We start from the raw sequence: 26937 nt of genomic DNA, 5'->3' as shown, positions 1-26937 counted from the left end.
GCTGCCTTAGTGATATAGCATTTTATGTTCCAAAGAACAATAGCACGCAATCATTGAATGGAACAATGGCGAGTGTTAGTTGTGAAATGAGCATAGAAGTTACGATTTCGTATTCATTAGAAGTTACCCTTGATGGGAATACAATATACATTACAGAAAGTTACTCTGTAACTTTAACCATCATTATTGATTGTACAGGTGGTGGAAGTTGTAATTGTACAACACCCAAGGATAATATTATAGATGGTGTTGGTGGCACCGGAAATACTAATGGTAATTGGTGGGATTATGGAACGGGGTATCCTTATTTTCCCTGGAATCCGGGTGGAGGAATAATTGGTGGCGGCCCCACTGAACCCGATTGGAGTTGGTGGTGGACGGGTGGGGGTGGCGGTTCTTACATCCCATCTTACAACGACTATGCTGTGCCGCCATTTACGTGGACTTTCATAGGTGACGATGGAACTAGTTTCAATGACCCTGACCCATTAAACGAACCTGATTTTCAATTTGACCCAGCCGATAATTATGAAACTAATTACCCGAGATTTACTGATATGGTAAAGAATCTAAAAACGTTCGTAAAAAATAATCCAAAGGTTTTAAATGCATTACAAACGTATTCAGGCTTTAGTAAACAAAAAATTCTGAATCATTTAACCTTTGGACAAGGACCAACTATCAAAGTTGAAGAAATGACTGGTAGATTCGGTTTTTACAATAAAAATAATGGTAATAAAACTCTCCACATTAGGGCAAGCTATGTACGTGGGCTTGAACAAGCATACTTGCAAAGTACACAGGAAGCTACTGCTTTTTTGTTAGCTGTAACAATATTGCATGAATATATACACCTCGGAACAACACAAAATAACATTAGCGAAGGCGTCTATGATTTTGGTTACGGTTTCGAAAGAGATGCTTTTAACGTTATTGTTGATGATGATAATGCAGGTACCGTAGTCCTTAAATTTAGTCAATACTTTTAATATGAGAATGATTCTAATTTTAGTCATTTTTATACTCTGCATCATCGGTTGCAAAGTGAGTTCCAAGGAAACCTTTTACGAATTGGTAAATGACAATTTTTTGCAGTTGGTCGATACGGCTGCATATAGAACAGGACGTTTAATTCAAATCCCCAACGATACATTAAATGAACTTAAGTTAGAAAATCTCTGTATAGAAATTGATACGACTTTAGGTATGCCTACTGAACTTTCCTCGTCAATTCAAAATATGTTACGCAGTGAAAAAATAACTGATTTTGAAAAACTCTTTTTGGACGGAGCAGACTTGAGTATAGATAAAATAGAGTTAACAAAGTTAAAAAAGACAGGAAGATTTAACTTATTTACTGTTGAACAAATAAACAAAAACCGTTGTAGTAAAATGGTTGGTAAGATAAGATTTTACAGACCTTTCGTTTCAAATGACAGAGCAATTATTACTTTAACAATTTCTGAATCATCAAAGGCAGGATATACTAAGGTGTATTTATTTAACAAACAAAACGGCAAGTGGAAAAATATTAAAGTTTTAGAAATTGAAAGGTGGTAAAGTACTGCCTACAAAAAAAGTATTTATGCAATTCAGGCAAACGAGAAAAATCACAGTCCATATTTTCAATCAGCAACTGCCCACCACTCCACCCACAGGAAGGGGAAGTTGTAATTGTGCAACACCCAAGGATAATATTATAGATGGTGTTGGTGGCACCGGAAATACCAATGGCAATTGGTGGGATTATGGAACAGGTTATCCTTATTTTCCCTGGAATCCGGGTGGAGGAATAATTGGTGGCGGCCCCACTGAACCTGATTGGAGTTAGTGGTGGACGGGCGGGGGTGGCGGTGGGGGATATGATCCCGATTTTGATCCTTCAAATTATCCTGAAACATTTGAAATCCTTCAATTTGAAAATGATTATCGCAATCAAATGTCAACACAGGAATTGCAAATTTTTGATAACTTGTCAAGAATAAATCAATTGCAATATTTGTATAATGCCAAATATGCATTAGATAAAGCACAGGACTTGTATCAAAACTCTGTACACAATGGAAATGGGGACGCATTTAGACACGCATTGTTCAGTGGGTTGAATGCAAAAGTTTTAAGAGTTGCTTTAGCTAAGCAACTAGGGGATGCACATGAACTTATACCTAATAACCCTTTACTGGAAATTCAAATGGACTTGTTTAACAATCAAGTTGGGAGAGACCAATTTGTTTACTTACAAACTTAAGGTCAAGTAGGACATTTTTTTAAAGAAACATTAGTAATCAACCTTATGCAAAAAGTCCAAAACGGTGAACTGCGAAGACTTGACCCATTAGATGCAAATAGTCAGATAATACCTGGAGTTACACAATTAGTTCCAACAAATTAATAAATTATATGAAGAAGCTTATTCCTATAGGTTTTACAATAATTGCATTAAATTATGGATGTAAACAATATGAATTTACGACGTTTCGTTTGTGCAACTTAAAGGATACATCATTTTATTTTCAATCTAAATTGCTGCATCCAACTTTATTGGAAATATCAATCAGGGGATATAGTGATAATCCGTTTGTTATAAATAACATCAGATTGGAAGGTGGAAAGATTGACACATTGTTAAAAATGGACTGGTATGGTGATACGGTTATCATTAATTTCAAGCGTTATAAAGCTGCTGCGGGTAATTTGACTTTCAATTGTAGAACGTATTGACAGTACTGCCTACAACAACTAAGGCTTCGTTGTGTGCTAAGCGCTAACTATGAAGCCGCCTGTTGAACGAAAGCGGTAAATTATCCGGGTATTTATTGATTATGGAGTTATCTTTTTGTTACTTTATTGTAGTAATTGAAAATCGGGGGGTATTATTTTTTTCAATTTTTTGGTCATTGCTGAGTGATAGACAATGATAGCCAAATTATAATAATTATTTATGACATTTCAAATCAACATAAAAGATAAAAGTGAAACAGACAAGTTAATTAAGATCACACTGTTTAAGAAGGAGATTAGGAAAACTGAACCACATAAACACAATAATTATTTTGAAATCATTTACCTTTCAAAAGGTAGCGGCACGCATGCTATTGATTATACCAAATACAAAGTACAGCCACCCGTTATCTTCTTTGTGCGCAAGGAACAGGTGCATTATTGGGACTTACGCACGGTGCCTGAAGGGTATGTATTAATTTTAAAAAAAGGTTTTATAGATAAGAGCCTTGATGTAGAACTGAAAGCATTATTGACTAAAGTAAGCAGTTTTTCTAATTTGCAGGTAAAAGATACCAGCACCATTAATCAACTCTTTCAGTTGCTCACCAAAGAAAACGATACAACAAATGAAAACCGATTTCCTGTTGTGGAAGGACTGCTAAAAGCCCTGTTAGCAAAAATATTAGAAGTGGCTAAGCCACTTATTAATAACGTGAAAGTAAAGGCAGATATCTTTCAATCATTCATGGAACTACTCTCGCAAAACAAGGAAATAAAAAACAATGTGGCGTACTATGCAGGCTTGTTAAATACAACTCCGCAAAACCTTAATGCAGTCTGCCGCAAAGCTGTAAATCAGTCCACAGCAGAAGTACTTGCAGAACACATAATCAGTGAAGCTAAACGCTTATTAATTTATACCGATAATACCGTTTCTGAAATCTCCTTTGCCTTAGACTTTAACGACCCTTCTCATTTCGTTAAATATTTCAAACGTTATACTGGGTATACCCCACAGACTTTTCGAAGCCAGTAACCCCAGTGCCACAGTATTTTCAAATATACCATGCTTAATTAATTTCATGTACCATCTTTGTTAAGTGATATATTGTTTTTCACACCCTAAAAATCATAATGAACAATACTTTAAAATATTTATTTTACTTGTATTGTATGCGGTAAGCAATTCATTTCTTAGATGGCTTGACTAATTTAAAAAATTAAGTTATGGATCGTAGAAAATTTATTAAATCAGCCGGGTTAGCAATACCCATTGCAAGTAATTTGCCAATGAGTAGTTTAGTACATAGTGAACCTAATATCCGCAAATTCTCGTCAGAAGCAAAGGATGTAACACTACAGGATGAAAAAGCAGATTATACAATTCATATCGGCACAGGTTTGGTAGAGGTAGGCACACAGCATATTATTTCTACAACCACATACAATGGAGAGTTTCCGGGTCCTTTATTGCGCTTTAAAGAAGGGCAAAAGGCAATAGTAGATATTTATAATGATACTGATACACCTGAACAATTGCATTGGCATGGGCAGTTTTTGCCTACTGATGTTGATGGAGCTGCAGAAGAAGGCACCCCTTATATCCCTGCTCATGGGATGCGCCGTGAAGTTTTTGTACCTAAGCCAGCCGGTTTTAGGTTTTATCATACGCACTTGGTAGCAGGAGCTAATTTAAATGTCGGGCAATACTCCGGGCAGGTGGGCCCTGTTTATATTGAACCAAAAAATGAACCTGGCAATTATGATCGTGAAGCATTTATTATACTTAAGGAGTTTGAGCCTTACTTTATGCGGGGCGGCGATATGGCTATGGATTTCCTCACTGGTGAATCAATTCCCAATTTAGCAGCCATACAGGAAAAAGCCGAAAAGGAATCTCCAATTAAAACAAAAGGGTATGAAGTTGGGTATAATATTTTTACTATCAATGGCCATCAGCTCGGTCATGGTGAGCCAATTCGTGTTAAGGAGGGCGAAAGAGTACTATTCCATATACTTAATGGGAGTGCCACTGAAATCAGAAGCCTTGCATTGCCAGGTCATAGTTTTAAAGTGGTGGCTCTGGACGGGAACCCGGTACCAAATCAACGACAAGTTCCTGTGTTATGGCTGGGTACCGCTGAGCGAATATCTGCAATTGTAGAGATGAGAAATCCTGGTATATGGGTTATGGGCGATTTGTCTGATGATGACAGAAGTAACGGTATGGGTATTGTGATAGAATATGCAAACCATACAGGGAAACCACAATGGAAAATACCGGCACCATTTAAATGGGATTATACAATTTTTGGGAATGATCGTGGAATAGTAAGTCCGCCTGATGAGGTAATAAATTTGTTGTTTGCTAAACAAAATGCTGCTGAAAATGGGTTTAATAGATGGACTATAAACGGTGTTGCTTTTAACATGATGGATATGTCGCCTATGTTTCATCTGCAACAAGGGAAGCGATATCGTTTGCACATGCGAAATGCTTCAGATGATATTCATCCGATGCATCTACACCGGCATAGTTTCGAGATTACAAGAATTGGAGGTAAGTCAACAACAGGTATTATAAAAGATGTTGTTATGTTGGGTGGTTTTCAAGAAATGCATCTTGATTTTACAGCAGATAATCCGGGATTAACTTTAATGCATTGCCATATGCAACTTCATATGGATTTTGGTTTTATGTGTTTGTTTAATTACAAATAAAATAAATTTTATAATTATGTTTTATAAAATCATTCATTCAGATAATGCAACAACTACAATTATTATCAGGTTAATGGTGGGAACAGTATTTCTTTCGGAAGGGATTCAGAAATTTTTATATGCAGATGCTTTGGGCGCAGGCCGTTTCGCAAAAATAGGTTTACCCAATCCTCATTTTTTAGGTCCGTTTGTGGGCAGTTTCGAAATAATTTGCGGCACACTGGTTTTAATAGGTCTGTTTGCAAGGTTGGCAGCTATTCCTTTACTCATTATCATGTTCGTTTCAATTGCAACTACAAAAGCAGAACTTTTACACAATAATGGCTTCTGGTCAATGTTGCATGATAGCCGTACAGACTGGTCAATGTTTTTGGGAAATATTTTCTTAATCATCAAAGGAGGTGGCAAATGGTCGATCGATAAACAAATTGAAAAACAAAAATGGAAATAATTATTTTATCAGTAGCCGCATTTATAGTAGCCATACTTACTTTTTTTTCCGGGTTTGGTTTAGGTACTATCCTTACCCCAGTATTTATGATTTTCTTTCCGGTAGAGGTAGCTATTACATTAGTTGGAATAGTTCATTTATTCAATAATATTCTTATTGCAGGAATGGTTGGTAAAAGTGCAGATAAAACAGTTTTGATTCGATTTGGTATCCCTGCAATATTTGCATCATTAGCAGGTGCATGGCTCCTGATGAATATTTCAAATCTTCCTGACCTTTATTCCTATACTATTTGTGAAAAAATATTTGAGGTAAAGCCTGTAAAATTAATCATTGCAAGTTTACTTATCGGCTTTGCACTGTTCAACATTATCCCATCTTTAAAGGCAATCCAGTTTAGCAGAAACAAGCTGCCAATTGGTGGTTTACTAAGTGGTTTTTTTGGCGGACTTTCCGGCCTTCAGGGAGCATTAAGAAGCGCTTTTTTAATTAAATCAGGCTTAACAAAAGAAGCATTTATTGCATCTGCGGCAGTCTTATCTGTTTTTGTAGATATCACAAGGCTTTCTGTATACGCAACGAGATTTTCAGAAACCAGCCTCCATGAAAATTTGAGTTATGTTTTTGCAGCAACATTTGCTGCATTAAGCGGTTCTTTAATTGGTAAAAGAATTCTTAAAAAAATTACCCTAAAGTTTATACAGGTAACAATAGCTATTATGCTTTTTCTTATTGCCATTGCTTTGGGTGCAGGGCTTCTTTAATAATTAAAATAAATTTAAATATATAATAATGAAATTATATAAAAGTGTAAAAATTAGTTATTGTTTGCTATTACTGCTGCTGCACCTTGAAGGGTTTGCACAACAACCACAAACAACACTGCCTCAATTGTTGCAATTAGCAGAAAAAAACTATCCTTTACTCAAATCGAAAATGTTGGATGTTAAAGCTACCCAAGAAGGTATAAATATAAGCAAGAATACTCTGATTCCTTCTATAGATGCATCCTACCAAGTAGACTATGCCACTTACAATAATATTACCGGTATGGCATATCCGCAATTTATTATGCCTATCAGTGGGCCGCCATCTTCCTCGAATAATATGAATGGTGTATTTGGCAGTGCTACAAGTCTTTTGCTTAATTGGCAGCCCATCACATTCGGTCAGCGAAAAGCTCAGATTGATTTTGCTAAAGCGGGCTTGCAATACGCCAATGCTGATGCCGAAAATGAAATATTTCAACACAAAATAAAAGTAATCTATGCCTATCTTGATGTAATAACGGCTGCAGAGTTGGTAAAAGTGTATCAGAATAATTTACAAAGAACAGAGGTAAATCTACAGGCAGTTCGATCGCTTGTTGTAAATGGTATAAGGCCTGGTGTTGATACCGAATTATTCAAGGCCGAAAATTCAAAATCAAAAGTTGAATTACTGAACAGTCAAAAATATAAAGAACAAACCCTCATCTATTTAACTCAGCTACTTGCAACAGATAATTATGTTACTGTTGCCGATACTTTTTTCTTTTCCAAACTTCCTGTAACAAATTTTAGTGCCGATTCAGTTAAAAATCCACTGATTCATTTATACAACTCCAATATTGCTATCGGTTTTGCCCGTAAGAAGGTACTTTCAAAAACTACTATGCCAACCTTGGGCATATGGACTACACTTTATGCAAGAGGTTCTGGTGTTGCATACAATGGTACGGTAAAAGCTGCAGAAGGCCTGGGCTTTCAAAGTATAAATTACGGTATAGGTTTACAGATAAGCTTACCCCTTTTACAATCTGCAAGAATTCGACCACAGTTGCAGCAACAGAACTTTCTGATACAATCAAATCAGGAAAAACTTAACGAAATTCAATTGCAATTGAAAAAACAAAATGCATTGGCAGATACTTCGCTCAATAGTGCATTTGCCATTGCAAAAGAAAGCCCTTTGTTTTTAGAATCTGCCAGGTTTTCATACAATTCTATGCAATCCCGTTACAAGTCTGGCCTTGCTACAATTTCAGATTTTATGCAGGCCCAATATGCTTTGATAAAGGCAGAAATAGATTATAAGCTTTCATACATGAGCGTTTGGAAAGCTTTCTTATATAAAGCAGCCGTGAATGGAGACATTAACTTATTTATCAATCAGGCTAACTAAAAACAAATTATGAATTTACTAAAAGGAGCATTGCAAAAACCCGTTACTATTGTAGTAGTTATATTAGCTATCCTGTTTTTTTCATATTTGGCTATTAAAAAAATGAGGGTCGATATTTTCCCTCAGTTAGGATTGCCAACTGTTTATGTGGCTCAACCTTATGGCGGATTATCACCAGAACAAATGGAAGGTTTTGTTACTTCTTATTACGAATATCATTTTTTATACGTAACCGGTGTTAAGTTTGTAGAATCGAAATCTATTCAGGGAGCAGCGCTCATTAAAATACAATTTAATGAAGGCACTGATATGAGCCAGGCAATGGCAGAAGTGGTAGGTTATGTAAATAGGGCAAAAGCCTTCATGCCACCTGGAACCGTGCCGCCATTTATTACCCGTTTTGATGCGGGAAGTGTGCCGGTTGGAGAATTGGTCTTTACTTCTAAAACCAGAACATTAGGTGAGATATCTGATCTTGCACTTTTCAGGGTACGGCCTATGTTTGCTACGCTTCCGGGAGTATCTGCCCCACCTCCTTTTGGTGGCAATCAGAAAACAGTTATAGTAAATGTTGATCCAAATAAAGTAAGGGAATATAATCTTTCACCTGATGAGATAGTTCAGGCATTAGCAAAAGCAAATAGCATTACACCTGCTGGTAATATAAGAGAGGGAGACAAAACTTTAATTACGTCTCAGAATGCAGTTGTCAATAATGTGCAGGAATTGGCAAATGTGCCCATTAGGATAGGCACAGGGCCAACTGTTTACATTCGGGATATTTCCAGTGTAAATATTGGTTCAGATATAACTACAAGTTATGCTTTGGTAAATGGCAAACGTTCCGTTTACATCCCTGTTACCAAACGCTCAGACGCTTCTACCTGGGATGTGGTTCAAAGAGTAAAAGCGGCTCTGCCAGATATGCAGGCAGCAGTACCCAGCGATATTAAAGTGGCTTATGAATTTGACCAGTCTGGTTATGTAATCAACTCAGTAAAGAGTCTTTCATTTGAAGGTGCTCTTGGAGCCATACTAACAGGGTTGATGGTATTACTTTTTTTAGGCGACCAAAGAAGTGCCTTAATTGTTGTGTTAACTATTCCGATGTCAATTTTGTCAGCGATTATATTGTTGAACTTGTTTGGTCAAACTATCAATATAATGACGTTGGGAGGGTTGGCGTTAGCTGTTGGTATTCTGGTGGATGAGGGAACGGTGACAATTGAAAATATTCATCGGCATTTGGAGATGGGTAAATCTAAAGGTAAAGCTATTCTTGATGGTTGCAGGGAAATTTTTATTCCCAAACTGCTAATCCTGCTTTGCATTCTTTCAGTATTTGTACCATCCCTTTTTATGAGTGGGGTTCCCGAAGGAATGTTCCTTCCTTTGTCGTTGTCAGTTGGCTTTGCGATGATTTCCTCATTTCTTATTTCAAATACAATTATTCCCGTATTCTCAAATTGGATATTAAAAGGCAATCAGTTTAATCATTCAGGCAGCCACAAAGAAACTCGCTTTGAAATATTTCGCCATAAGTATATTGTTTGGCTGGAACAATTTATTAAAGGAGCAAAATGGAAATCCATGGCTTATGTTTTAGGTTCAATGGTTTTAGTAGTAATCTTATTTTCATTAATAGGTACGGATATATTTCCAAAAGTAGATGCAGGGCAGGCACAAGTTAGGTTGAGAATGCCAACCGGAACCCGAATAGAACGAACTGAAAGTGCTACACAAAAACTTTTGCATTTAGCAGATAGTATAACGAAAGGGAATATAGCAGCTAGTTCTGCTTTTATTGGCACACAACCTTCTAGTTTTCCAATTAACCTTGTTTACTTATGGACAAGCGGCCCGCAGGAATCTGTAATTAAAATCAACCTTAATAAAGAGGCAGGTATTGGTATTGAAAATTTTAAAGAACAAATGAGAGAAGCAGTGCACCAATCACTTCCTGATGCAACAATATCTTTTGAGCCAGGTGATTTAGTAGAGCAAGTTTTAAACTTAGGTTCCAGTAACCCAATTGAAATTGCAGTATTGGGCAGAGATCTTTCTCAATCAAGAGTAATTGCGGAAAAATTAAACAATAAATTGAAAAGTATTACTTATTTAAGAGATGTTCAAATTGCAACACCATTAGATTACCCAGAAATTAAAATAGACATTGATAGAGTGAAAGCAGGCCAATTAGGGTTAACTGTTGATCAAATCAGCAAATCAACAGTGGCAGCCACTTCATCAAGCCGATTTACGCAACCCAATTATTGGTTAGATAAAAGTTCGGGGATAGCTTATCAGGTGCAGATAGAATACCCGCAATACAAAATAAACAGTAATGAACAACTGGGACTGGTACCTGTTTCGGGCAATATTGGTAACCCTGTTTATTTAAGAGATGCTGCCTCTATGCAAAGAATTACTACGCCAGGTGAATATGACCGCATTAATCAGCAACGCTTCATTACTATTACTGCCAATATTAATAATAAAGACTTAGGTACAGCCCTTAAAGAAGTAAATGTTAAAATAGCCTCTTTAAGTCAGCTTCCACAAGGTGTAAAAATAATGGTAAGGGGCCAATCAGAATTACTCCATGAAACCATGAGTGAACTACAATCGGGGTTATTGATTGCTATTATAGTGATTTTTTTAATGTTAGCAGTAAACTTTCAGTCATTTAAACTTTCACTTACTATTCTTTCCATCATACCTACAGTAGTAGCGGGATCTATATTGTTGTTATTGTTAACTGGAAAAACATTAAACATACAATCCTATATGGGTACTATTATGGCTGTTGGTGTAGCAGTAGCCAACGCAATTTTGTTTGTTACAAATGCAGAACTCCATCGTAAACGAGATTTTTCATCCGGCTTTACTCTCAGTGCTACGTTTAACCGCTTGCGACCTATATTAATGACAAATATTGCTATGATTGCCGGGATGATACCTATGTCTTTGGGTATAGGAGAAGGTGGCGATCAGTCTGCCCCTTTGGCAATAGCAGTAATAGGAGGTTTGATATTCTCTGCTGTTAGTACACTCATATTCTTACCAATGATATATTCTTATGTAGTTGGGAATCAACCTTACAAAAACCTTTCGTTTGACCCCGAAGACGAAAATAGTATTTACTATGAAGCAGGCAATACAAATAATTCATCTTTATAAACCAACATTAGCATGAAAAATATTAAAGGCATATTGATTTTTACCATTGCAACTTTTGCACTTGCAATGGGTTGTAAAAACAAAGAAAACAGATTACAAATGCCAACAGCTATAACAGATTCAGTTGCAGCTTTTATTTTGAAAAAAGAAACCTTCAACAAGGAAGTTTCCTTCCCCGGCGAATTTCTTCCATTAGAGAAGGCCGAAATATATACTAAAGTACCCGGTTATATTAAAACCCTGAAAGTAGATATTGGAGATTGGGTTCAGGAAGGACAAGTTTTAGCGGTTTTGGAAGCACCTGAAATAATTGCCAATTATGCACAAAATCATTCTGATGTTCAAACAGCACGGTCAAAATATATGGGAAGTTTGGATGCATACAATCGTACCTTGAATGCAGCAAAAGTAGAGGGTACAATTGCAGCAGGGGAAATAGAAAGAATCAAAAGTCAGATGTTGGCAGATAGTGCGACATTAGAAGCTGCAAAATACAGGCTTAATGCTTATGCACAATTAAAAAATTACCTGATAATTCGTGCTCCCTTCAACGGTATAGTAACCCAACGAAATGTTGATCCCGGCACATTGGTGGGAACAGGAAATACCAATCCTATTTTGATAGTAGAAAATAATAGTATCCTTCGTTTACGCTTGCCCGTACCGGAGGCTTATGTCTCAGCTAACGTAGAAGGCGCTTCTGTTAAGTTTACAGTCGATGCTTATCCAGATGTTTTATTCAAGGCTAAACTATCCAGAAAATCAGGTGCTTTAAATCTTACTAATAGAACGGAAATCTGGGAATTTCTTTATGTAAACAAAGAAAATCAATTAAAACCAGGCATGTTTGCAAATGCTATCTTAACATTTTACAGGTCAACACCTTCTTTTATGGTACCTTCTACTGCAATTGTAACCAATCAGGAAAAACGTTTTGTTATCCAGTTGAAAGATGGGAAAACAGAATGGGTGGAAGTTCGCAATGGGATTTCTGTGGAAAATAAAACGGAAATTTTCGGTAACTTATCGGAAGGTGATACTTTATTAGTTAACGGAACAGATCAAATAAATACAGGAATTAACCTGAACCCAAAATTTCAATAAAAATATACATAACGTGTTGTGCTATTAAAATATGTTTTCGTTTGAAACTCATTGCCTAATGGTGTTTTAGTAAACTATGTATAACTAATGGTTGTTGAGCCAAGTTTATTGAAACCTAAGTCCAGTATGATTTTCAGAGCGTAATAGCACAACGCGTTATAAATAATGATTTAGTGTTTGTTTAGAAAAAATAGATGTTTGAATAATGTATTCATTTCATTCGTTTATAGAGTTCTACAAATTGCCAAATAAATAGACGTTTCTGTTTTTGTTAAAATGAGTAATGTATTATTTAATACATGTTAATTGCCATTCAAAACTATAAACCTACCATATTAGCCGGTACAACCCATTCATCAAACTGCTCAGGAGTAACATAGCCTAATTTTACCGCCATTTCTTTTAAAGTAGTGCCTTCTTTATGTGCTTTTTGCGCAATTTCAGCGGCTTTGTAATAGCCAATTTTGGTGTTTAAAGCAGTAACCAGCATTAATGAATTGTCTACATGCTTTTTAATATTGGCTTCAATAGGCTCAATGCCGATGGCGCATTTGTCATTAAAACTTACACAGCCTTCGCCAATTAAACGGGCACTGTGTAAAAAATTGTATACCATCATGGGTTTAAATACATTCAATTCAAAATGACCGGTAGCTCCGCCAATATTAATGGCCACATCATTCCCCATTACCTGTGCAGCAATCATGGTTAAAGCCTCACATTGGGTTGGGTTCACTTTCCCGGGCATGATAGAAGAACCGGGTTCATTGTCGGGAATATGAATTTCGCCAATGCCACTCCGTGGGCCGGATGACAACATGCGTATATCATTGGCAATTTTCATTAAGCTAACTGCTACCGTTTTTAAAGCACCATGTGCTTCAACAATCGCATCATGGGCTGCTAAGGCTTCAAATTTATTTTGTGCAGTAACAAAAGGTAAACCGGTTAATTTCGCTATTTTTTTTGCCACCAATACATCATATCCTTTGGGGGTATTAATACCGGTGCCCACAGCAGTACCGCCTAAAGCCAGTTCACTTAAATGCGATAAGCTGTTTTGAATGGCTTTTAAACCATGTGTAAGTTGTGCTACATAGCCACTAAATTCCTGTCCTAAGGTTAATGGCGTTGCATCCATAAAATGGGTACGGCCAATTTTAACCACATGCATAAATGCCTTACTTTTTTCAGCTAAAGTATCTCTCAGTTTGGTGATACCGGGGATAGTCGTTTCTATCAACATTTTATAAGCTGCAATGTGCATGGCTGTTGGAAAGGTATCGTTAGATGATTGTGATTTATTCACGTCATCGTTCGGGTGTAAAAACTTCTCTTTATCGGTTAATTGTCCGCCTTTTAATACATGTGCTCGGTAGGCAATTACTTCATTTACATTCATATTGCTTTGTGTGCCGCTGCCGGTTTGCCATACTACCAACGGAAACTGGTCATCTAATTTTCCGTCTAAAATTTCATCACAAACAGCACTAATGGCGGTGCATTTCTCTTCCGGTAGAACACCCAACTCAAAGTTGGCCAAAGCAGCAGCCTTTTTTAAATAAGCAAATGCCTGAATAATAGGTTTGGGCATTTGATTAATATCTCTTGCAATATTAAAATTTTCTACGCTTCTTTCTGTTTGTGCACCCCAGTATACATGTGCGGGTACTTTTACCTCGCCCATGGTATCTTTTTCAATTCTGTATTCCATGCTGTATATTTTTTAGGATAATAAAATAACTTTTTGAAGACGGCGCAAAGTTATGACTAAGTTTTATTTGGGTTTAAAAATGTAGGATTTGTTGAAGCATGGAAGATATTGTAGTAATATTAGTATTGCAAAATGAAAAATGTATTATGTTTAAAATATACTTATTCCTTTTTTTATTTGTTTTTTCAACATTTGGCATGTCACAAACCGGTGCAAATGGTTTACAAATATTACCACTACCTTCAAAAGCGCAATTGGTATGGCAGGATCAGTCGTTTTACCTGTTTGTTCATTTTGGTACCAATACATTTTCCAATAAAGAATGGGGTTTGGGTGATGAGCCGGAAAGTGTTTTTAACCCAACAGCATTAGATTGTAATCAATGGGCACGTATTGCCAAAGCGGTGGGTGCTAAAGGCATTATACTTATGGCCAGACACCATGATGGTTTTTGTTTATGGCCAGTAAATTCAGTACACATACGGTGGCCCAAAGTAAATGGCAAAATGGTAGGGGAGATGTTTTAAAAGCCTGTGCTGAAGCCTGTAAAGCAAAAAGTTTAAAGTTTGGGGTGTATTTATCGCCTTGGGATAGGAACCATCCTCAATATGGCACCCCGGCATATAATACTGTATTTGTAAATATTTGAAAGAAATTTTTACAAATTATGGGCATATAACTGAATTGTGGTGGGATGGTGCCAATGGGGAAGGGCCTAATGGGGAAAAACAAATGTATGATTGGCCGTTTTTTCAAAAAACGGTACGTCAACATTCACCTGAAACTCTCATTTTTAGTGATATTGGTCCAGATATTCGGTGGGTGGGCAATGAAAAAGGTATTGCAGGAACTACAAATTGGAATATTTTAGATACCGCCGGATTTACCCGTGGCATAGGTGCACCTCTTCCAGATACTTTACAATCGGGTAATTACAATGGTTGTTGTTGTATACCTGCAGCGTGTGATGTTAGTATCAGGCCGGGTTGGTTTTAGCATGCCAATGAAGATAGTTTGGTAAAAACGCCACAGTAATTGTTTGGTTTGTATGCAAAAAGTATTGGCAGGGGTGCTAATTTATTACTCAATGTGCCACCCAACCGGCAAGGGCGGTTTAGTTCACCCGATTCAGCAGCTTTAATAGGTTTTAAAGCAATGCTTGATAAGGCTTTTAAAACAGAACTCCTGAAAGTTAATGCGGTGGTTAATACGGTGCATCTGAACAAAAAATCTGTGAAAAGAAGATATCTGGGATACAACTATGTTTTTAAAGAACCAATTATGCTGAATTGTATGGTATTGGAAGAAGACATAACAAGCGGCCAGGCCATAAGTAGCCTTATCATTACCGTTAGTTTGCATGGTGAGGTTCAGCAATCTATTGCTATTACCACTGTTGGGCACTGGCGTATGGTTTGCTTCCCCAATTGTAGTGCTACAGAGGTTTCAGTAGTAGTAACCGGTGCAAAAAATTTGCCGTATTTAAAAAATATTGCTGCGTACCAAATACCGGATGATTTATTCCCCTTTATGTTATAAATTTATTTTCCGCTGAATACAGGTTTCCTTTTTTCAATGAAAGCTTGGGTTCCTTCCTGCATATCATCGGTTGCAAAGCAAAAGCCAAAAGCATCAATTTCTACCGCATAACCATCTCTGGCTTCATCAAAAGCGGCATTTACGGCACTAATGCAGGCGCCAATGGCCAAAGGTGCTTTGGTATTGATGTTGGCTAGCAGCTTGTAAGTTTCCGGTAATAATTGTTCGGGTTCAAAAACATGATTTACTATGCCATACTGCAAAGCAGTTTTGGCATCAATCATATTACCGCTGATTAATAATTCAATGGCACGGCCTTTACCAATTAATTGTACCAAGCGTTGTGTGCCACCATAGCCGGGTATTAAACCTAAATTTACTTCAGGCTGGCCAAATTTGGCATTATTAGATGCTACCCTAAAATGGCAGCTCATGGCTAACTCACAACCACCACCTAACGCAAATCCATTGACGGCGGCAATAATGGGCTTTGGGCAGTTCTCAATACGGAAAAAAGTATCTTGTCCGGCTTTAGCCAATGCTTTTCCCTCTTCAACAGACAGGCCTTTAAATTCAGTAATATCGGCGCCGGCTACAAATGCTTTGGTACCTGTACCAGTAATGACTGCAGATAAAATTTCATCGTTGGTATACACTTCATCCAATGCCTTATTCAAATCGTCGAAAACAGCTTTGTTTAAGGCATTCAACTTATCGGGCCGGTTAATAGTAATGGTAAATATGTGGTTGTTTAATTCGGTTAAAATACTAGTATACATCATTTAAAATTTTCGGTGTTCAATGGTCCACTCCTGAATATAATTGGCAATGTCGCTAACAGGTGTACCCGGTGCAAACAATTTGCCAACGCCTAATTGTTGTAGTGTTTTCATATCATCATCGGGAATAATGCCGCCGCCTGTTAGTAAAACATCATGCATTTGTTTTTCTTTCATCAATTCTAGTATACGGGGAAAAACTGTCATGTGTGCGCCACTTAATATACTAACCCCAATGGCATCTACATCTTCCTGTAAAGCAGCATTTACAACCATTTCAGGTGTTTGTCGCAATCCGGTATAAATTACTTCCATCCCGGCATCCCGAAGGGCAGTGGCAATAATTTTGGCACCCCTGTCGTGTCCATCTAACCCCACTTTTGCTACTAATACCCTAATGGGCCTGTTCATTACTGTTGTCATGCAATCGTATTGAATTGTGTTGGCAAAAGTAAGTAAAGCATATTTATTTTATAACTTATCGGTAATAAGGTGCTTTTAACCTGGCTATTCTTTTATCTAACCATGGGTTTAGTTGCGGATTGGCATTTTGAAAAAATATAATTTTTGTACCATTTTCTCTGGCTAACGGATTATTCAGCGAGTCGATTACTGCAAATTTTTCAAAGAAATGAAAAGCAGTGTCGTTTAAATCGGGTAGGTGTTTAGCTATTAGAATAATGTTTTGAATGTGGTAATGATTGGGCATCCATAATAAAAAAGATGCCTCATTGCTATATACTTCAGGTAAGTGGTATTGACTGCCGTAATAATTCATGGCACCTGCAAATGCGTAATTACGGCTGAAAATAAGGGTGGTGCTTTTTTCATTTTCCGGTATGCTATTGTAAAAATTAGCCAATTTAGTGGTAGTGCTTTTCCAGCCTATCATATCGGCAAAATCTTGTGGCAATGGATGCATTTTTTGGTCTTCCCATTTAAATAAACCTGTTTGGTTTAAATGTGTTTGCGAATAATAGCTTGCTAATTTTTCTGGCGTTGCAACAGGTAATAATATTGGCAGTGCAAATAAACCCAATAATATTGAAAAGGCTAATGCAGGATATTTTAACCAACGTGCATGACCTTGCGTAAACTGTTCAAAAGCATAACCGCCAAAGGCAAATAAAATAGGATAAAGTCCTAAGGCATAATAATCCTTTCCATGCATTACTAACAATAAAAAAATCACAGTAAGATAAGTCCATCCAAATAATCTGAATTTTTTTCCTTCAGGTAAAAAGAATACCCAGATTAGTCCGGTAAGCCATATATAAAAACAAGGCAGATTCATGAGTAACTGCCCCGTTAAAAAATCTTTGTAACCTATATGTATTAATTGTGATTGTTCTAGTAATTGCATATGGTGTATAAAAGGAAAGTTGTGCAGGTATTGCCAGATGATATTGGGTAAAAAAATCAGCAAGGCAAGTAATGCAGCTAAATAAATATCCGGTTTGCCGAATACTTTTCTATGTTGGGTGAGCAGCAAACCAATAGCAATACCAATGGCATAAAATGCCACAGAATCTTTGCTCAACAACCCTAAACTCAAAGCAATTCCGCTGAAATAAATCCATTTATTATTTTGTGTAATAATCCATTGCAGCCAGCAAAAGCCAATAGCAGTATAAAAAAATACTTCTAAAAAATTAGGTTGAAATAAATAAAACAAACGTAAGTAACCACCAAAAATAAAAGGCAGCCATCCAAATAATAAAGCCAGGCTCTTGCCACCTAATTGAATAATGATTTTACCTGCCAGAAGAAAGGTACAACTGCCAAATAAAGCAGGCCATATTTTAATCCAGAATATATCATCACCTAACCAATTGGTTATCCATCCCAAAAAAGAAAGCAGGGGCGGTGCTTCTAAATAACCCCAGGCTATATGCATGGCTTCAGCTAAATATAAAAATTCATCGCGGTGGGGTTCATAAAAACTGCTCTGCAAAAAAAATGGAAGCAACAATTGTATTAATGACAGAAAAAACAGGAGTTTATATATAGCCTTCATCTTTTTTGCATTAAGATAAAGCATACTGCTATATTCCTATTCATTTTTTTACAATTATGCCTGCATTAGTTGTAGGGTATGTTTTATCCGGTGAATGGTTGCTTCCCTGCCAATAGCAGCCGCAATATCAAAAACATGCGGCCCAAATTTGCCACCTACCAGCATAATACGAAGCGGTAACATCAGTTCGCCGGGTTTTAGCTGATGTGCTGCAGCCATTTCTTTAAAATCTTTTTCTAAATTTTCTGCATTCCAAATGGTGGCCAATTCTAAATTGCGAATCAGTTCTGCAAAAAATTGTTGTTTGGCTGAGTTCCATTTTCCGGCAATGGAGGCCGTATCTATATGTTCCGGATGTTTGAAGAAAAAGGCAGATTGCTCCACAAAATCCGGTAATACCTGGCAACGTTCTTTCATCAATTCCATTACTTTATGCAAATAAGCATCATCTGCTATGGTAATACCTGCTTTAACAAAATAGGGTTTTACTTTGTCTGCATACTGTTGTACAGGTAATTGTTGTAACCAGCTATGGTTAAACCATTTGGCTTTTTCATAATCGAATTTTGCGCCGCCTTTGTGTATTCGTTCAATCGAAAATTTTTCAATCAGTTCCTGTAATGAAAATATTTCTTGTCCGCTACCATCATTCCAGCCCAGCATGGCCAGCATATTCACAAAAGCTTCGGGTAAAAAACCACGTTCTTTAAATCCGGTAGTAGTATTGCCGGTGGCGGGGTCAGTCCAATCCATGGCAAATACTGGGAAGCCCAATCTTTCCCCGTCGCGTTTGCTGAGCTTTCCATTACCATCGGGTTTTAATATCAACGGTAAATGCGCCCATTGTGGCATCTTATCTAATCCAAACAAATATTTCCAAAGCAATATATGTACCGGTGCGCTGGGTAGCCATTCTTCTCCTCTGAATGCATGGGTAATTTGCATTAAATAATCATCAACCACAACTGCAAGGTGATAGGTAGGCATGCCATCTGCTTTCAATAAAACTTTATCATCACTTAAACCGGTATTAAATTCAACAGTTCCTCTAATTAAATCATGGCAGGTAACCGTTTCGTTCTCCGGCATTTTAATACGTATTACATAAGGGGCATTGCCGGCCAATTTTTCTAACACAGCTTCTGGGTTTAAAGTAAGCGAATTGGTGCATTGCCTGCGGGTTTGATGATTGTATTGAAAGTTAGGAATTGCTTTACGTTGAGCATCTAAGGCTTCGGGCGTATCAAATGCATAATAGGCATAGCCTTTTTCAACTAATTGTAAGGCATATTGTTTATAAATGTCTTTTCTTTCACTTTGTCTGTATGGCGCAAATGGGCCACCGTTAACAGGGCTTTCATCCGGTTTTAATCCGCACCATTGTAAACAGTCAAATATATATTGTTCAGCCCCTTCTACAAAGCGGGTCTGGTCGGTATCTTCTATTCTTACAACAAAAGTGCCCTTGTGTTGCCTGGCAAATAAATAATTAAATAATACGGTGCGTACACCTCCTAAATGTAAACCACCGGTGGGCGATGGGGCAAAACGAACCCTTACTTTTTTATTCTTCATGCTGCAAAGATAATACTGCCGCTTACTTTCTGTACTGATAAAAGTATTTAGAAATATCTTTGTACCATGTACTTTGTAAAAACACCCTGGTGGTTAAGTAAATTGTATCCGGCATTAACCTGGCGTATTCCGGTAAAGGAAAAAACTTTATTTTTAACTTTTGATGATGGCCCGGAAATAGCAGCAACACCTTTTGTATTAAATGTTTTGAAACAATACCATGCAAAAGCTACTTTTTTTTGTTTGGGAAAAAATGTAGCAGAATATATCGAAATCTATGAACGAATACTTGCAGAAGGTCATGCTGTTGGTAACCATACCTTCCGGCATTTGGACGGATGGAAAACCAATAATACGCTTTATTTTAATGATGTTTTTGAAGCTGCTAAATATATTGATTCCAACTTATTCCGGCCACCTTATGGGCGCATTACCCGTTTTCAGGCCGGTATATTGCAACGTCCTGCCAATTCATCCATGCAAAGAACATTTCGTGTAATTATGTGGGATGTGCTGAGTGGCGATTTTGATACCCGGATTTCATCTGTTGAATGTTTGGCGAATGTGGTAACCCATGCGCAACCCGGCTCTATCATTGTATTTCATGATAGTGTAAAAGCATTTCCACATTTAAAAAATGTATTGCCAAAGGTGTTGGCTCATTTTACCGAAAAAGGATATCAGTTTAAAACTATTCCTTTATAAAAAAATGGCCAGAGTAAATACTCCGGCCCTGTTTATTCCGTACCCTATGAAAACAAAATTTAATTTGTTCTTTTTAACTTTTTTCTGACGGACAATCGCAACACTTAAACGTTGCCTGTTCATTATTATTGTGAAAAAAATAATTTTTTATGCTGCTGATTGATACACACACCCATTTGTATGTTGAAGAATTTAATGAAGACAGAGATGCTGTTGTGCACCGTGCCATTGCGTCCGGAATTACAAAAATGTTTTTACCTGCCATAGATGCTGCTACTTACAGCGCTATGATGGATATGGAAAAAAAATATCCGGGAAATTGTATTTCGATGATGGGGCTGCATCCCTGTTCAGTAAACGAATCAGTTAACAATGCCTTGCAAATTGTAGAAGAATGGCTGAACAAAAGGCCTTTTGCGGCAGTTGGTGAAATTGGGCTTGATTTTTATTGGGATAAAACTTTCATGCGACAGCAATATCAGGCATTTGATTTGCAAATGCAATGGGCGCTCGAAAAAAAATTACCCATCGTAATTCATACCCGCAATGCCATGCAGGAAACCATCAATCGCGTAAAGCCATTTGCACAGAAAGGGTTAACCGGGATTTTTCATTGTTTTAGTGGTAGTTATGAAAGTGCCAAACAAATAATTGATATGGATTTTATGTTGGGTATTGGTGGGGTGCTCACTTATAAAAATGCGGGTTTACCTGCTGCATTAGAAAAAATACCGGTTGAACACATGGTTTTGGAAACGGATGCCCCTTATTTAACCCCGGTTCCTTTCCGTGGCAAAAGAAATGAAAGTAGTTATTTGCAATATATAGCAACATATTTGGCTACCATTAAAAGCCTTACTTTAGAAGATTTGGCCGCTATCACAACAGCGAATGCTGAAAAAATATTTCATGTGTAACAAGGAACAACTATTTTTGCCGCCCGGTAAATGGATTCAATTTGGTATTTTTAATACCGGCTGAGCCACTCCGGTTGTGCTGCTGTTGCGTCGCAATCCGTTCATCTGCAACAAGCACAGCAGCAAATGGCATTATACAGAGGGGTGTCCGAGTGGTTGAAGGAGCACGCCTGGAAAGTGTGTATACGGGAAACCGTATCGAGGGTTCGAATCCCTTCCCCTCTGCTTTTATCTTTCGTTGTTTTCCTTGAATTTCCTTCTTCTTCAATATTAATTTTCAGTTAATTTTTTAGTACATAAACAGCTTAAAAGCATTGTTCCAAGTTATTTTGATGAAATTATAATAAACTTAATAAACTTAATAATTGCTTAATACTAAATCTTCTTTAACTGTTATTCTCACCAATACTTTTGCGCCAAACAAAGCCATTGTTTGTGAAGAAAATAATTTTATTACTCATTCCTTGTTTCTTTTTTATTGCAGTGGTTGCACAAACAGTAACCATTCAGGGTAAAGTAACCGGAAGTAAAAATGAACCTTTAACAGGCGCTACCATTACTATTAGCGGCGATATGCAAATGGTAATTAAAACCAATGTAGATGGGATTTTTTCTTTTAAAGCTATTCCCGGTAAAAAATATACACTTCAAATTGCATATGTGGGCTATCAGACTAAAACCATTACCGATGTTAATGCCGGCAGCAATACCGATCAGCTTTCTGTTCACTTAATGGATGCCGGTAATAATTTAGGCGATGTTACCGTAAAAGCCTCCTCCAGAACACAAGCTAAAGTAGAAACCATAAACAGTGCTATTCAATACCAAAAAAATACGGCAGTAGTAGCACAGGTTCTTTCTGCAGAAGCCATTAAACGTACACCCGACCGCAATACAGGTGAGGTGTTGAAACGTATTCCGGGATTATCGGTTATTGATGGCCGTTATTTGGTAGTTCGCGGTTTAGCCGATCGTTACAATCAGGCCATGCTAAATGGTATTTTATTGAGTAGTACTGAACCCGATCGTAAAACTTTTGCTTTTGATATTTTTCCTTCTAACATTATTGATAATATTATTATCAATAAAACATTTTTGCCTGAATATTCAGGTGAGTGGGCCGGTGGATTGGTGCAAATTACCACCAACGATGTACCATTAAAAAAGTTTATGGAAGTACAAGTGGGTACCGGTTTTAATACCCAAACCATTGGTCATGATTTTTATAATTATAAAGGTGGCAAACTCGATTTTTTAGGATTTGATGATGGTACCCGTGCTTTGCCTGCCGGCCTTCCTTCTAAATCGGTGTTTAATGAATTAACACCTGAACAAAAAACCACCTATGGAAAATTATTTGAGAATGTATGGACAGCCAATCCACAAAATAATACCCTCCAATTAATATCTAAAAACTTTAGAGTAGCAGGTGGTTTTAATACAGCAATGGGTAACCGTAATAAACTGGGGTGTGTGTTTGCATTAAACTATAATTTAACCCCACGCCGTATCTTTTTTAAAAATAGAATTTTTTCATTTTCCAATAATCAGGCAAGCGTAAATTTTGATTATTCCAACAACAAATATGCTAACGATGTGTTATGGGGTGCATTGGGTTCATTAACATTGCAATTGGGTAATTACAATAAACTATCTTGGAAAAATATTTTCAACGTAAATACATCTGATTATACTACAGGCAGAACCGGGAAAGATTTTGAAAGCAACTCAACTATAGGCGATAATATTCGTGCATCTGAACTGGCGTTTAAAGCCAATACTTATTACAATACCAACCTTTCCGGAGAACATTTTATACCAGCTCTGAAAGTAAAATTAGATTGGTTTGGCAGCTTTGCTATTTTAGATCAATACATTCCCGATCAGCGGCGTTTGCAATATAATCAGGAAGATCCATCTATTCCTTCATCACCTTACGCATTGTTAATCAGTGCCTCAAAAACCTCGCAACGTAGTGGCAGCAGGTATTACGGGTTTTTAAATGATTATATTTATACAACAGGTGCCAATATTATCAAATCATTACGTTGGAACAATCAATTACAAAATATAAAAGCCGGTTACTTTTTTCAGGTAAAAGATAGGTTGTTCGATTCACGCCCATTTGCAATTTATTTACCTGTCGATAATCCGACACTTCGTTTAGAGGATCCATCGGTTGTTTTTAGCGCTCAAAATTTTGGAAATGGTACCGATAATAAATTTGCTTTTAATGAAATATATGATATTCGTTACCGCTATTTAGCCAACTCTATTTTAAATGCAGGTTTTTTACAAATCGATAACCAATTACTGCACAACAAACTGCGTATTATTTGGGGTGCCAGGGTTGAGAATTTTGATCAGTTATTGGGCAGTGTACGCAAAACCGATCCCCGTTATCTTCATACCGAAAAATTAGATGTGCTACCCGGCTTAAATGCTACCTATAAATTAACTAACGCTGTTAATCTTCGTTTAGCAGGCTCGCAAACTGTTATCCGCCCAGAGTTTAGAGAGTTGTCTTCTTTTTCATTTTATGATTTTGATTTAGGTGCAACTATTACGGGTAATCCTAATTTGCCCCGTACCAAAGTAACCAATTTTGATTTGCGCTATGAGTTCTATCCTAAAGCAGGTGAAATATTGAATGTAGGTGTATTTTATAAATATTTTCAAAATCCTACTGAGCTTTATTTTAATAATACAGGCGCAGGTAGTTCAGGTACCTTTAATTATATTTCTCCTGATGATGCGCAAAGTTTTGGTGCTGAAATTGAATTTAGAAAGCGCTTAGACTTTACCACTGCGCTCAAAAACTTTACAGTACAGGGTAACTTGTCTTACATCTACAATCGTGTGCCAAGTTTAGGCAGGCCCATGCAGGGACAAAGTCCTTACTTGTTGAATATTGGCTTGCAATATGATGTTCCATCAATCGGACTGAATACCACCCTACTTTTCAATCAAATAGGCCGCCGAATTTATTATGTGGGTGGCAGCGATAATCCACCGGTATGGGAAGCGCCAAGGCCTTTATTAGACATGCAGATTGCCAAAAAAGTATTAAAAAACAGAGCGGAAATTAAATTAAATATTTCTGATATCATTAACCAGGAAGCACGTTTTTATCATGATTTGAATGATAATAAAAAATACGATGCAGGTACTGATGCACTGGCTATCAGAAAAAAATATGGAACCAATGTAACCTTATCATTTGCTTATACAATTCTTAAATAAAAAAACAGAAAACACATTTCTAAACCAAATCTTCATCACGTATGAAACAAACTATTTTATTCATGGCTACGGCACTTTTAGTGATAACCGGTTGCCGCAAAATTGAAATGGATGGGGGCACCACCATCAATCCTAATCCTGCACCAACACCGGGGGTGGAAAATACTATTTTAGAAGGTAGAATTAAAGTAAATACTACTTTAAAAGCCAATTATACCTATAAATTAAGAGGATTGGTGTATGTAACTGAAGGTGCCATTTTAACCATTGAGCCGGGTACTAAAATTGTAGGCGAATTAAACAAAGCAGGCGGATTAGTTATTACACGGGGATCTAAAATTATTGCCGATGGAACTGCCGATAAACCCATTGTATTTACATCTGAATCGCCCAATCCGCAACGTGGCGATTGGTCGGGTGTTGTTTTATTAGGTCAGGCGCCCACCAATGCTTCTTTTAATGGACAGACAGGTGTAGGTGAAATTGAAGGCGGTATTAATAATGCTGATGGTTTGGGCTTGTATGGTTTAGGTTCCAGTTCAAATCCTGCTGATAACAGTGGAATTTTACGTTATGTTAGAATTGAATATGCAGGGTATGCATTTTTACCCGATAAAGAAATTAATGGTTTAACCTTTGGTGGTGTAGGAAATGGCACTGTGGTAGATTATGTGCAGGTATCTTATGCCAACGATGATTCATTTGAGTGGTTTGGCGGTACTGTAAATTGCAAACACATGATTTCTTTTAGAACATTAGATGATGATTTTGATACGGATAACGGTTTTCAGGGAAAAGTGCAGTTTGGTATTGCCCTGCGTGATAGTGCTGTAGCCGATATTTCGAAAAGTGAAGCTTTTGAAAGCGATAACGACGCAAATGGTAGTACGTTATTACCTCAAACAAATGCTGTTTTTAGTAATATGACTGTTTTAGGGCCTAAAGCACAATTAAATAATAAAGGCAATAGTTTGTTTTTGTGTGGTGCACAAATCAGAAGAAATTCCAGTATCAGCATCATGAATTCTATTATTGCCGGATGGCCGCAGGGTTTGTTGATTGATGCCAGCAAAGGCACTCCAACCGATTTAAACATTACAGCTGCTACACCCAGCCTCTATGTTCAAAATACCATCATTGCAGGTTGCACTGCACCGGTAAAATATGCACCATCCACCACTGCACCTACCGGTGCAACAGATGCTTCTATTTTAAGTTGGTTTAATACTGCTGCCAATGGCAACGCAATTTTAGATAACAATAGTGATGTGGCTTTAGGCGATCCATTTAATTACAGTTCACCCGATTTCAATCCTACTGCAGCTTCTCCTGCTAAATCGGGTGCTGCTTTTGGTAATCCCAAATTAAATGCCTGGTTTACACCGGTGGCTTATATAGGTGCTTGTGCACCCGGAGATACCTGGTGGAAAAGCTGGACTAAATTCAACTAATATAAAATACTTTAACAAACAGCCTTGTATCGTACAGGGCTGTTTGTGTTTATGAAATATTTAATGTATTTAGCATGAGAAATGTTGCTTTCTTTTTTTTGATAAGCATTGTTTTGCTAAGTTGTGCTGACAAAAAACCATCTGCCAATTCTGTGAAAGATACAATTGCATTAATGCCTGTACATTTAATGGATAGTATTCAAAATGTATTTGGCAATGAAAACTGGCGGATAGTGAATGGAAAGGATACCACCTATCAGTATTTTAGCCGGCGAAACGATCTGTTGATTCATGTATACCAATATAAAATGCAGCACGGCGATTCAGTTCAATCTGTTTTAAATAAAATTTATTGTACACCGAAAGGCATACTCTGGCAGCAGGATACTGATACCTTTCAACTATTGAATGCAAAACAGAATAGCAACACTTGGGTACATCATTCAGATACTCTGCAATATCAATTGATATTGTCTGTTACTATTGAACAACAATTTCAGGGTAAACGTGCAATCATGCAGCAAACTATAAATCTTACCGATTTTTTGGTGCGTAGTCGGTATGATTTTTTACATGGCACCCATTATGCAAATGATACTGCACGATTTAAACGCACAGTAAACAAAAAGACAAAATAGCCTTCTTTTTTAAATT

25 protein-coding genes and 1 tRNA gene are annotated in these 26937 nt (G+C 37.1%); 21 read left to right on the top strand and 5 right to left on the bottom strand.

The window, feature by feature from the left end; genetic code table 11:
• Nucleotides 1-65: 65 nt before the first annotated feature.
• From AC3QLY_RS00400 to AC3QLY_RS00345, 12 genes are all read left to right on the top strand, one after another.
• Complete coding sequence (locus AC3QLY_RS00400; RefSeq protein WP_492990241.1) at nucleotides 66-989, top strand: hypothetical protein; 924 nt, start codon at nucleotides 66-68, stop codon at nucleotides 987-989.
• A gap of 1 nt (nucleotide 990) precedes the next feature.
• On the top strand, nucleotides 991-1560 hold the full coding sequence (locus AC3QLY_RS00395; RefSeq protein WP_074419553.1) for a hypothetical protein: 570 nt from the start codon (nucleotides 991-993) through the stop codon (nucleotides 1558-1560).
• A 25-nt stretch (nucleotides 1561-1585) separates the two neighbouring features.
• Nucleotides 1586-1831, top strand: a complete 246-nt coding sequence (locus AC3QLY_RS00390) for a hypothetical protein (protein WP_218330461.1) — start codon at nucleotides 1586-1588, stop codon at nucleotides 1829-1831.
• A gap of 108 nt (nucleotides 1832-1939) precedes the next feature.
• Nucleotides 1940-2248, top strand: coding sequence for a DUF6973 domain-containing protein (locus AC3QLY_RS00385; RefSeq protein ID WP_074419551.1), 309 nt, complete (start codon nucleotides 1940-1942; stop codon nucleotides 2246-2248).
• 152 nt (nucleotides 2249-2400) lie between these two features.
• A complete protein-coding gene (locus tag AC3QLY_RS00380; protein WP_074419550.1) occupies nucleotides 2401-2721 on the top strand; it encodes a hypothetical protein in 321 nt (106 codons plus the stop codon).
• 220 nt (nucleotides 2722-2941) lie between these two features.
• Nucleotides 2942-3760 (top strand): AraC family transcriptional regulator, encoded by an 819-nt coding sequence (locus AC3QLY_RS00375; protein WP_492990238.1) that lies wholly within the window; start codon nucleotides 2942-2944, stop codon nucleotides 3758-3760.
• A 191-nt stretch (nucleotides 3761-3951) separates the two neighbouring features.
• Nucleotides 3952-5445: a multicopper oxidase family protein gene (locus AC3QLY_RS00370; RefSeq protein WP_492990236.1), complete on the top strand. Its 1494-nt coding sequence runs from the start codon at nucleotides 3952-3954 to the stop codon at nucleotides 5443-5445.
• Between the two features lie 16 nt (nucleotides 5446-5461).
• Entirely contained in the window at nucleotides 5462-5896 is a 435-nt protein-coding gene (locus AC3QLY_RS00365) for a DoxX family protein (RefSeq protein WP_492990234.1), read from the top strand.
• Entirely contained in the window at nucleotides 5887-6660 is a 774-nt protein-coding gene (locus AC3QLY_RS00360; RefSeq protein ID WP_492990233.1) for a TSUP family transporter, read from the top strand. The genes AC3QLY_RS00365 and AC3QLY_RS00360 overlap by 10 nt, the downstream gene beginning before the upstream one ends.
• Nucleotides 6661-6688: 28 nt before the next feature.
• On the top strand, nucleotides 6689-8059 hold the full coding sequence (locus tag AC3QLY_RS00355) for a TolC family protein (RefSeq protein WP_074420982.1): 1371 nt from the start codon (nucleotides 6689-6691) through the stop codon (nucleotides 8057-8059).
• 9 nt (nucleotides 8060-8068) lie between these two features.
• Nucleotides 8069-11239, top strand: coding sequence for an efflux RND transporter permease subunit (locus AC3QLY_RS00350; RefSeq protein ID WP_492990230.1), 3171 nt, complete (start codon nucleotides 8069-8071; stop codon nucleotides 11237-11239).
• Between the two features lie 12 nt (nucleotides 11240-11251).
• Complete coding sequence (locus AC3QLY_RS00345; protein WP_074420984.1) at nucleotides 11252-12343, top strand: efflux RND transporter periplasmic adaptor subunit; 1092 nt, start codon at nucleotides 11252-11254, stop codon at nucleotides 12341-12343.
• Between the two features lie 319 nt (nucleotides 12344-12662).
• Here the strand turns inward: AC3QLY_RS00345 and fumC are convergent, their stop codons facing one another.
• A complete protein-coding gene (gene fumC, locus AC3QLY_RS00340) occupies nucleotides 12663-14057 on the bottom strand; it encodes a class II fumarate hydratase (protein ID WP_074420985.1) in 1395 nt (464 codons plus the stop codon).
• A 197-nt stretch (nucleotides 14058-14254) separates the two neighbouring features.
• Here fumC and AC3QLY_RS00335 point away from each other — a divergent pair, with 197 nt between their 5' ends.
• The 3 genes from AC3QLY_RS00335 (at nucleotide 14255) to AC3QLY_RS00325 (ending at nucleotide 15596) form a co-directional block, all read left to right on the top strand.
• Complete coding sequence (locus tag AC3QLY_RS00335; protein WP_179855930.1) at nucleotides 14255-14584, top strand: alpha-L-fucosidase; 330 nt, start codon at nucleotides 14255-14257, stop codon at nucleotides 14582-14584.
• A 118-nt stretch (nucleotides 14585-14702) separates the two neighbouring features.
• A complete protein-coding gene (locus AC3QLY_RS00330; protein WP_074420987.1) occupies nucleotides 14703-15053 on the top strand; it encodes a hypothetical protein in 351 nt (116 codons plus the stop codon).
• Nucleotides 15054-15101: 48 nt separating this feature from the next.
• Nucleotides 15102-15596 (top strand): PH domain-containing protein, encoded by a 495-nt coding sequence (locus AC3QLY_RS00325; protein ID WP_074420988.1) that lies wholly within the window; start codon nucleotides 15102-15104, stop codon nucleotides 15594-15596.
• Between the two features lie 2 nt (nucleotides 15597-15598).
• On the opposite strand, the gene AC3QLY_RS00320 is transcribed toward AC3QLY_RS00325, so the two are convergent.
• From AC3QLY_RS00320 to gltX, 4 genes are read right to left on the bottom strand one after another with little or no spacing between them, the layout of a single operon-like run.
• Nucleotides 15599-16378: an enoyl-CoA hydratase/isomerase family protein gene (locus tag AC3QLY_RS00320; protein ID WP_074420989.1), complete on the bottom strand. Its 780-nt coding sequence runs from the start codon at nucleotides 16376-16378 to the stop codon at nucleotides 15599-15601.
• The gene (locus tag AC3QLY_RS00315; protein WP_074420990.1) at nucleotides 16379-16798 is read right to left on the bottom strand and encodes a cobalamin B12-binding domain-containing protein; all 420 of its coding nucleotides are present in this window, start codon (nucleotides 16796-16798) and stop codon (nucleotides 16379-16381) included.
• Between the two features lie 55 nt (nucleotides 16799-16853).
• On the bottom strand, nucleotides 16854-18392 hold the full coding sequence (locus AC3QLY_RS00310) for a glycosyltransferase family 39 protein (protein WP_492990226.1): 1539 nt from the start codon (nucleotides 18390-18392) through the stop codon (nucleotides 16854-16856).
• A gap of 54 nt (nucleotides 18393-18446) precedes the next feature.
• On the bottom strand, nucleotides 18447-19967 hold the full coding sequence (gltX, locus tag AC3QLY_RS00305; RefSeq protein WP_218331918.1) for a glutamate--tRNA ligase: 1521 nt from the start codon (nucleotides 19965-19967) through the stop codon (nucleotides 18447-18449).
• A gap of 66 nt (nucleotides 19968-20033) precedes the next feature.
• Between gltX and AC3QLY_RS00300 the strand changes: the two genes are divergently transcribed.
• The 6 genes from AC3QLY_RS00300 (at nucleotide 20034) to AC3QLY_RS00275 (ending at nucleotide 26921) form a co-directional block, all read left to right on the top strand.
• On the top strand, nucleotides 20034-20672 hold the full coding sequence (locus tag AC3QLY_RS00300) for a polysaccharide deacetylase family protein (RefSeq protein ID WP_218331920.1): 639 nt from the start codon (nucleotides 20034-20036) through the stop codon (nucleotides 20670-20672).
• A gap of 149 nt (nucleotides 20673-20821) precedes the next feature.
• Nucleotides 20822-21589, top strand: coding sequence for a TatD family hydrolase (locus AC3QLY_RS00295; protein WP_492990224.1), 768 nt, complete (start codon nucleotides 20822-20824; stop codon nucleotides 21587-21589).
• A gap of 138 nt (nucleotides 21590-21727) precedes the next feature.
• A tRNA-Ser gene (locus tag AC3QLY_RS00290) sits at nucleotides 21728-21814 on the top strand.
• Between the two features lie 210 nt (nucleotides 21815-22024).
• Nucleotides 22025-24832, top strand: coding sequence for a TonB-dependent receptor (locus AC3QLY_RS00285; RefSeq protein ID WP_492990222.1), 2808 nt, complete (start codon nucleotides 22025-22027; stop codon nucleotides 24830-24832).
• Between the two features lie 41 nt (nucleotides 24833-24873).
• Complete coding sequence (locus AC3QLY_RS00280; protein ID WP_074418054.1) at nucleotides 24874-26283, top strand: beta-helix domain-containing protein; 1410 nt, start codon at nucleotides 24874-24876, stop codon at nucleotides 26281-26283.
• Between the two features lie 74 nt (nucleotides 26284-26357).
• A complete protein-coding gene (locus AC3QLY_RS00275) occupies nucleotides 26358-26921 on the top strand; it encodes a hypothetical protein (protein ID WP_074418053.1) in 564 nt (187 codons plus the stop codon).
• Nucleotides 26922-26937 lie beyond the last annotated feature (16 nt).

The organism is Hydrotalea sp. GW822-HT8A01 (assembly GCF_058798575.1).
This window is presented reverse-complemented; position numbering and strand designations above follow the sequence as displayed.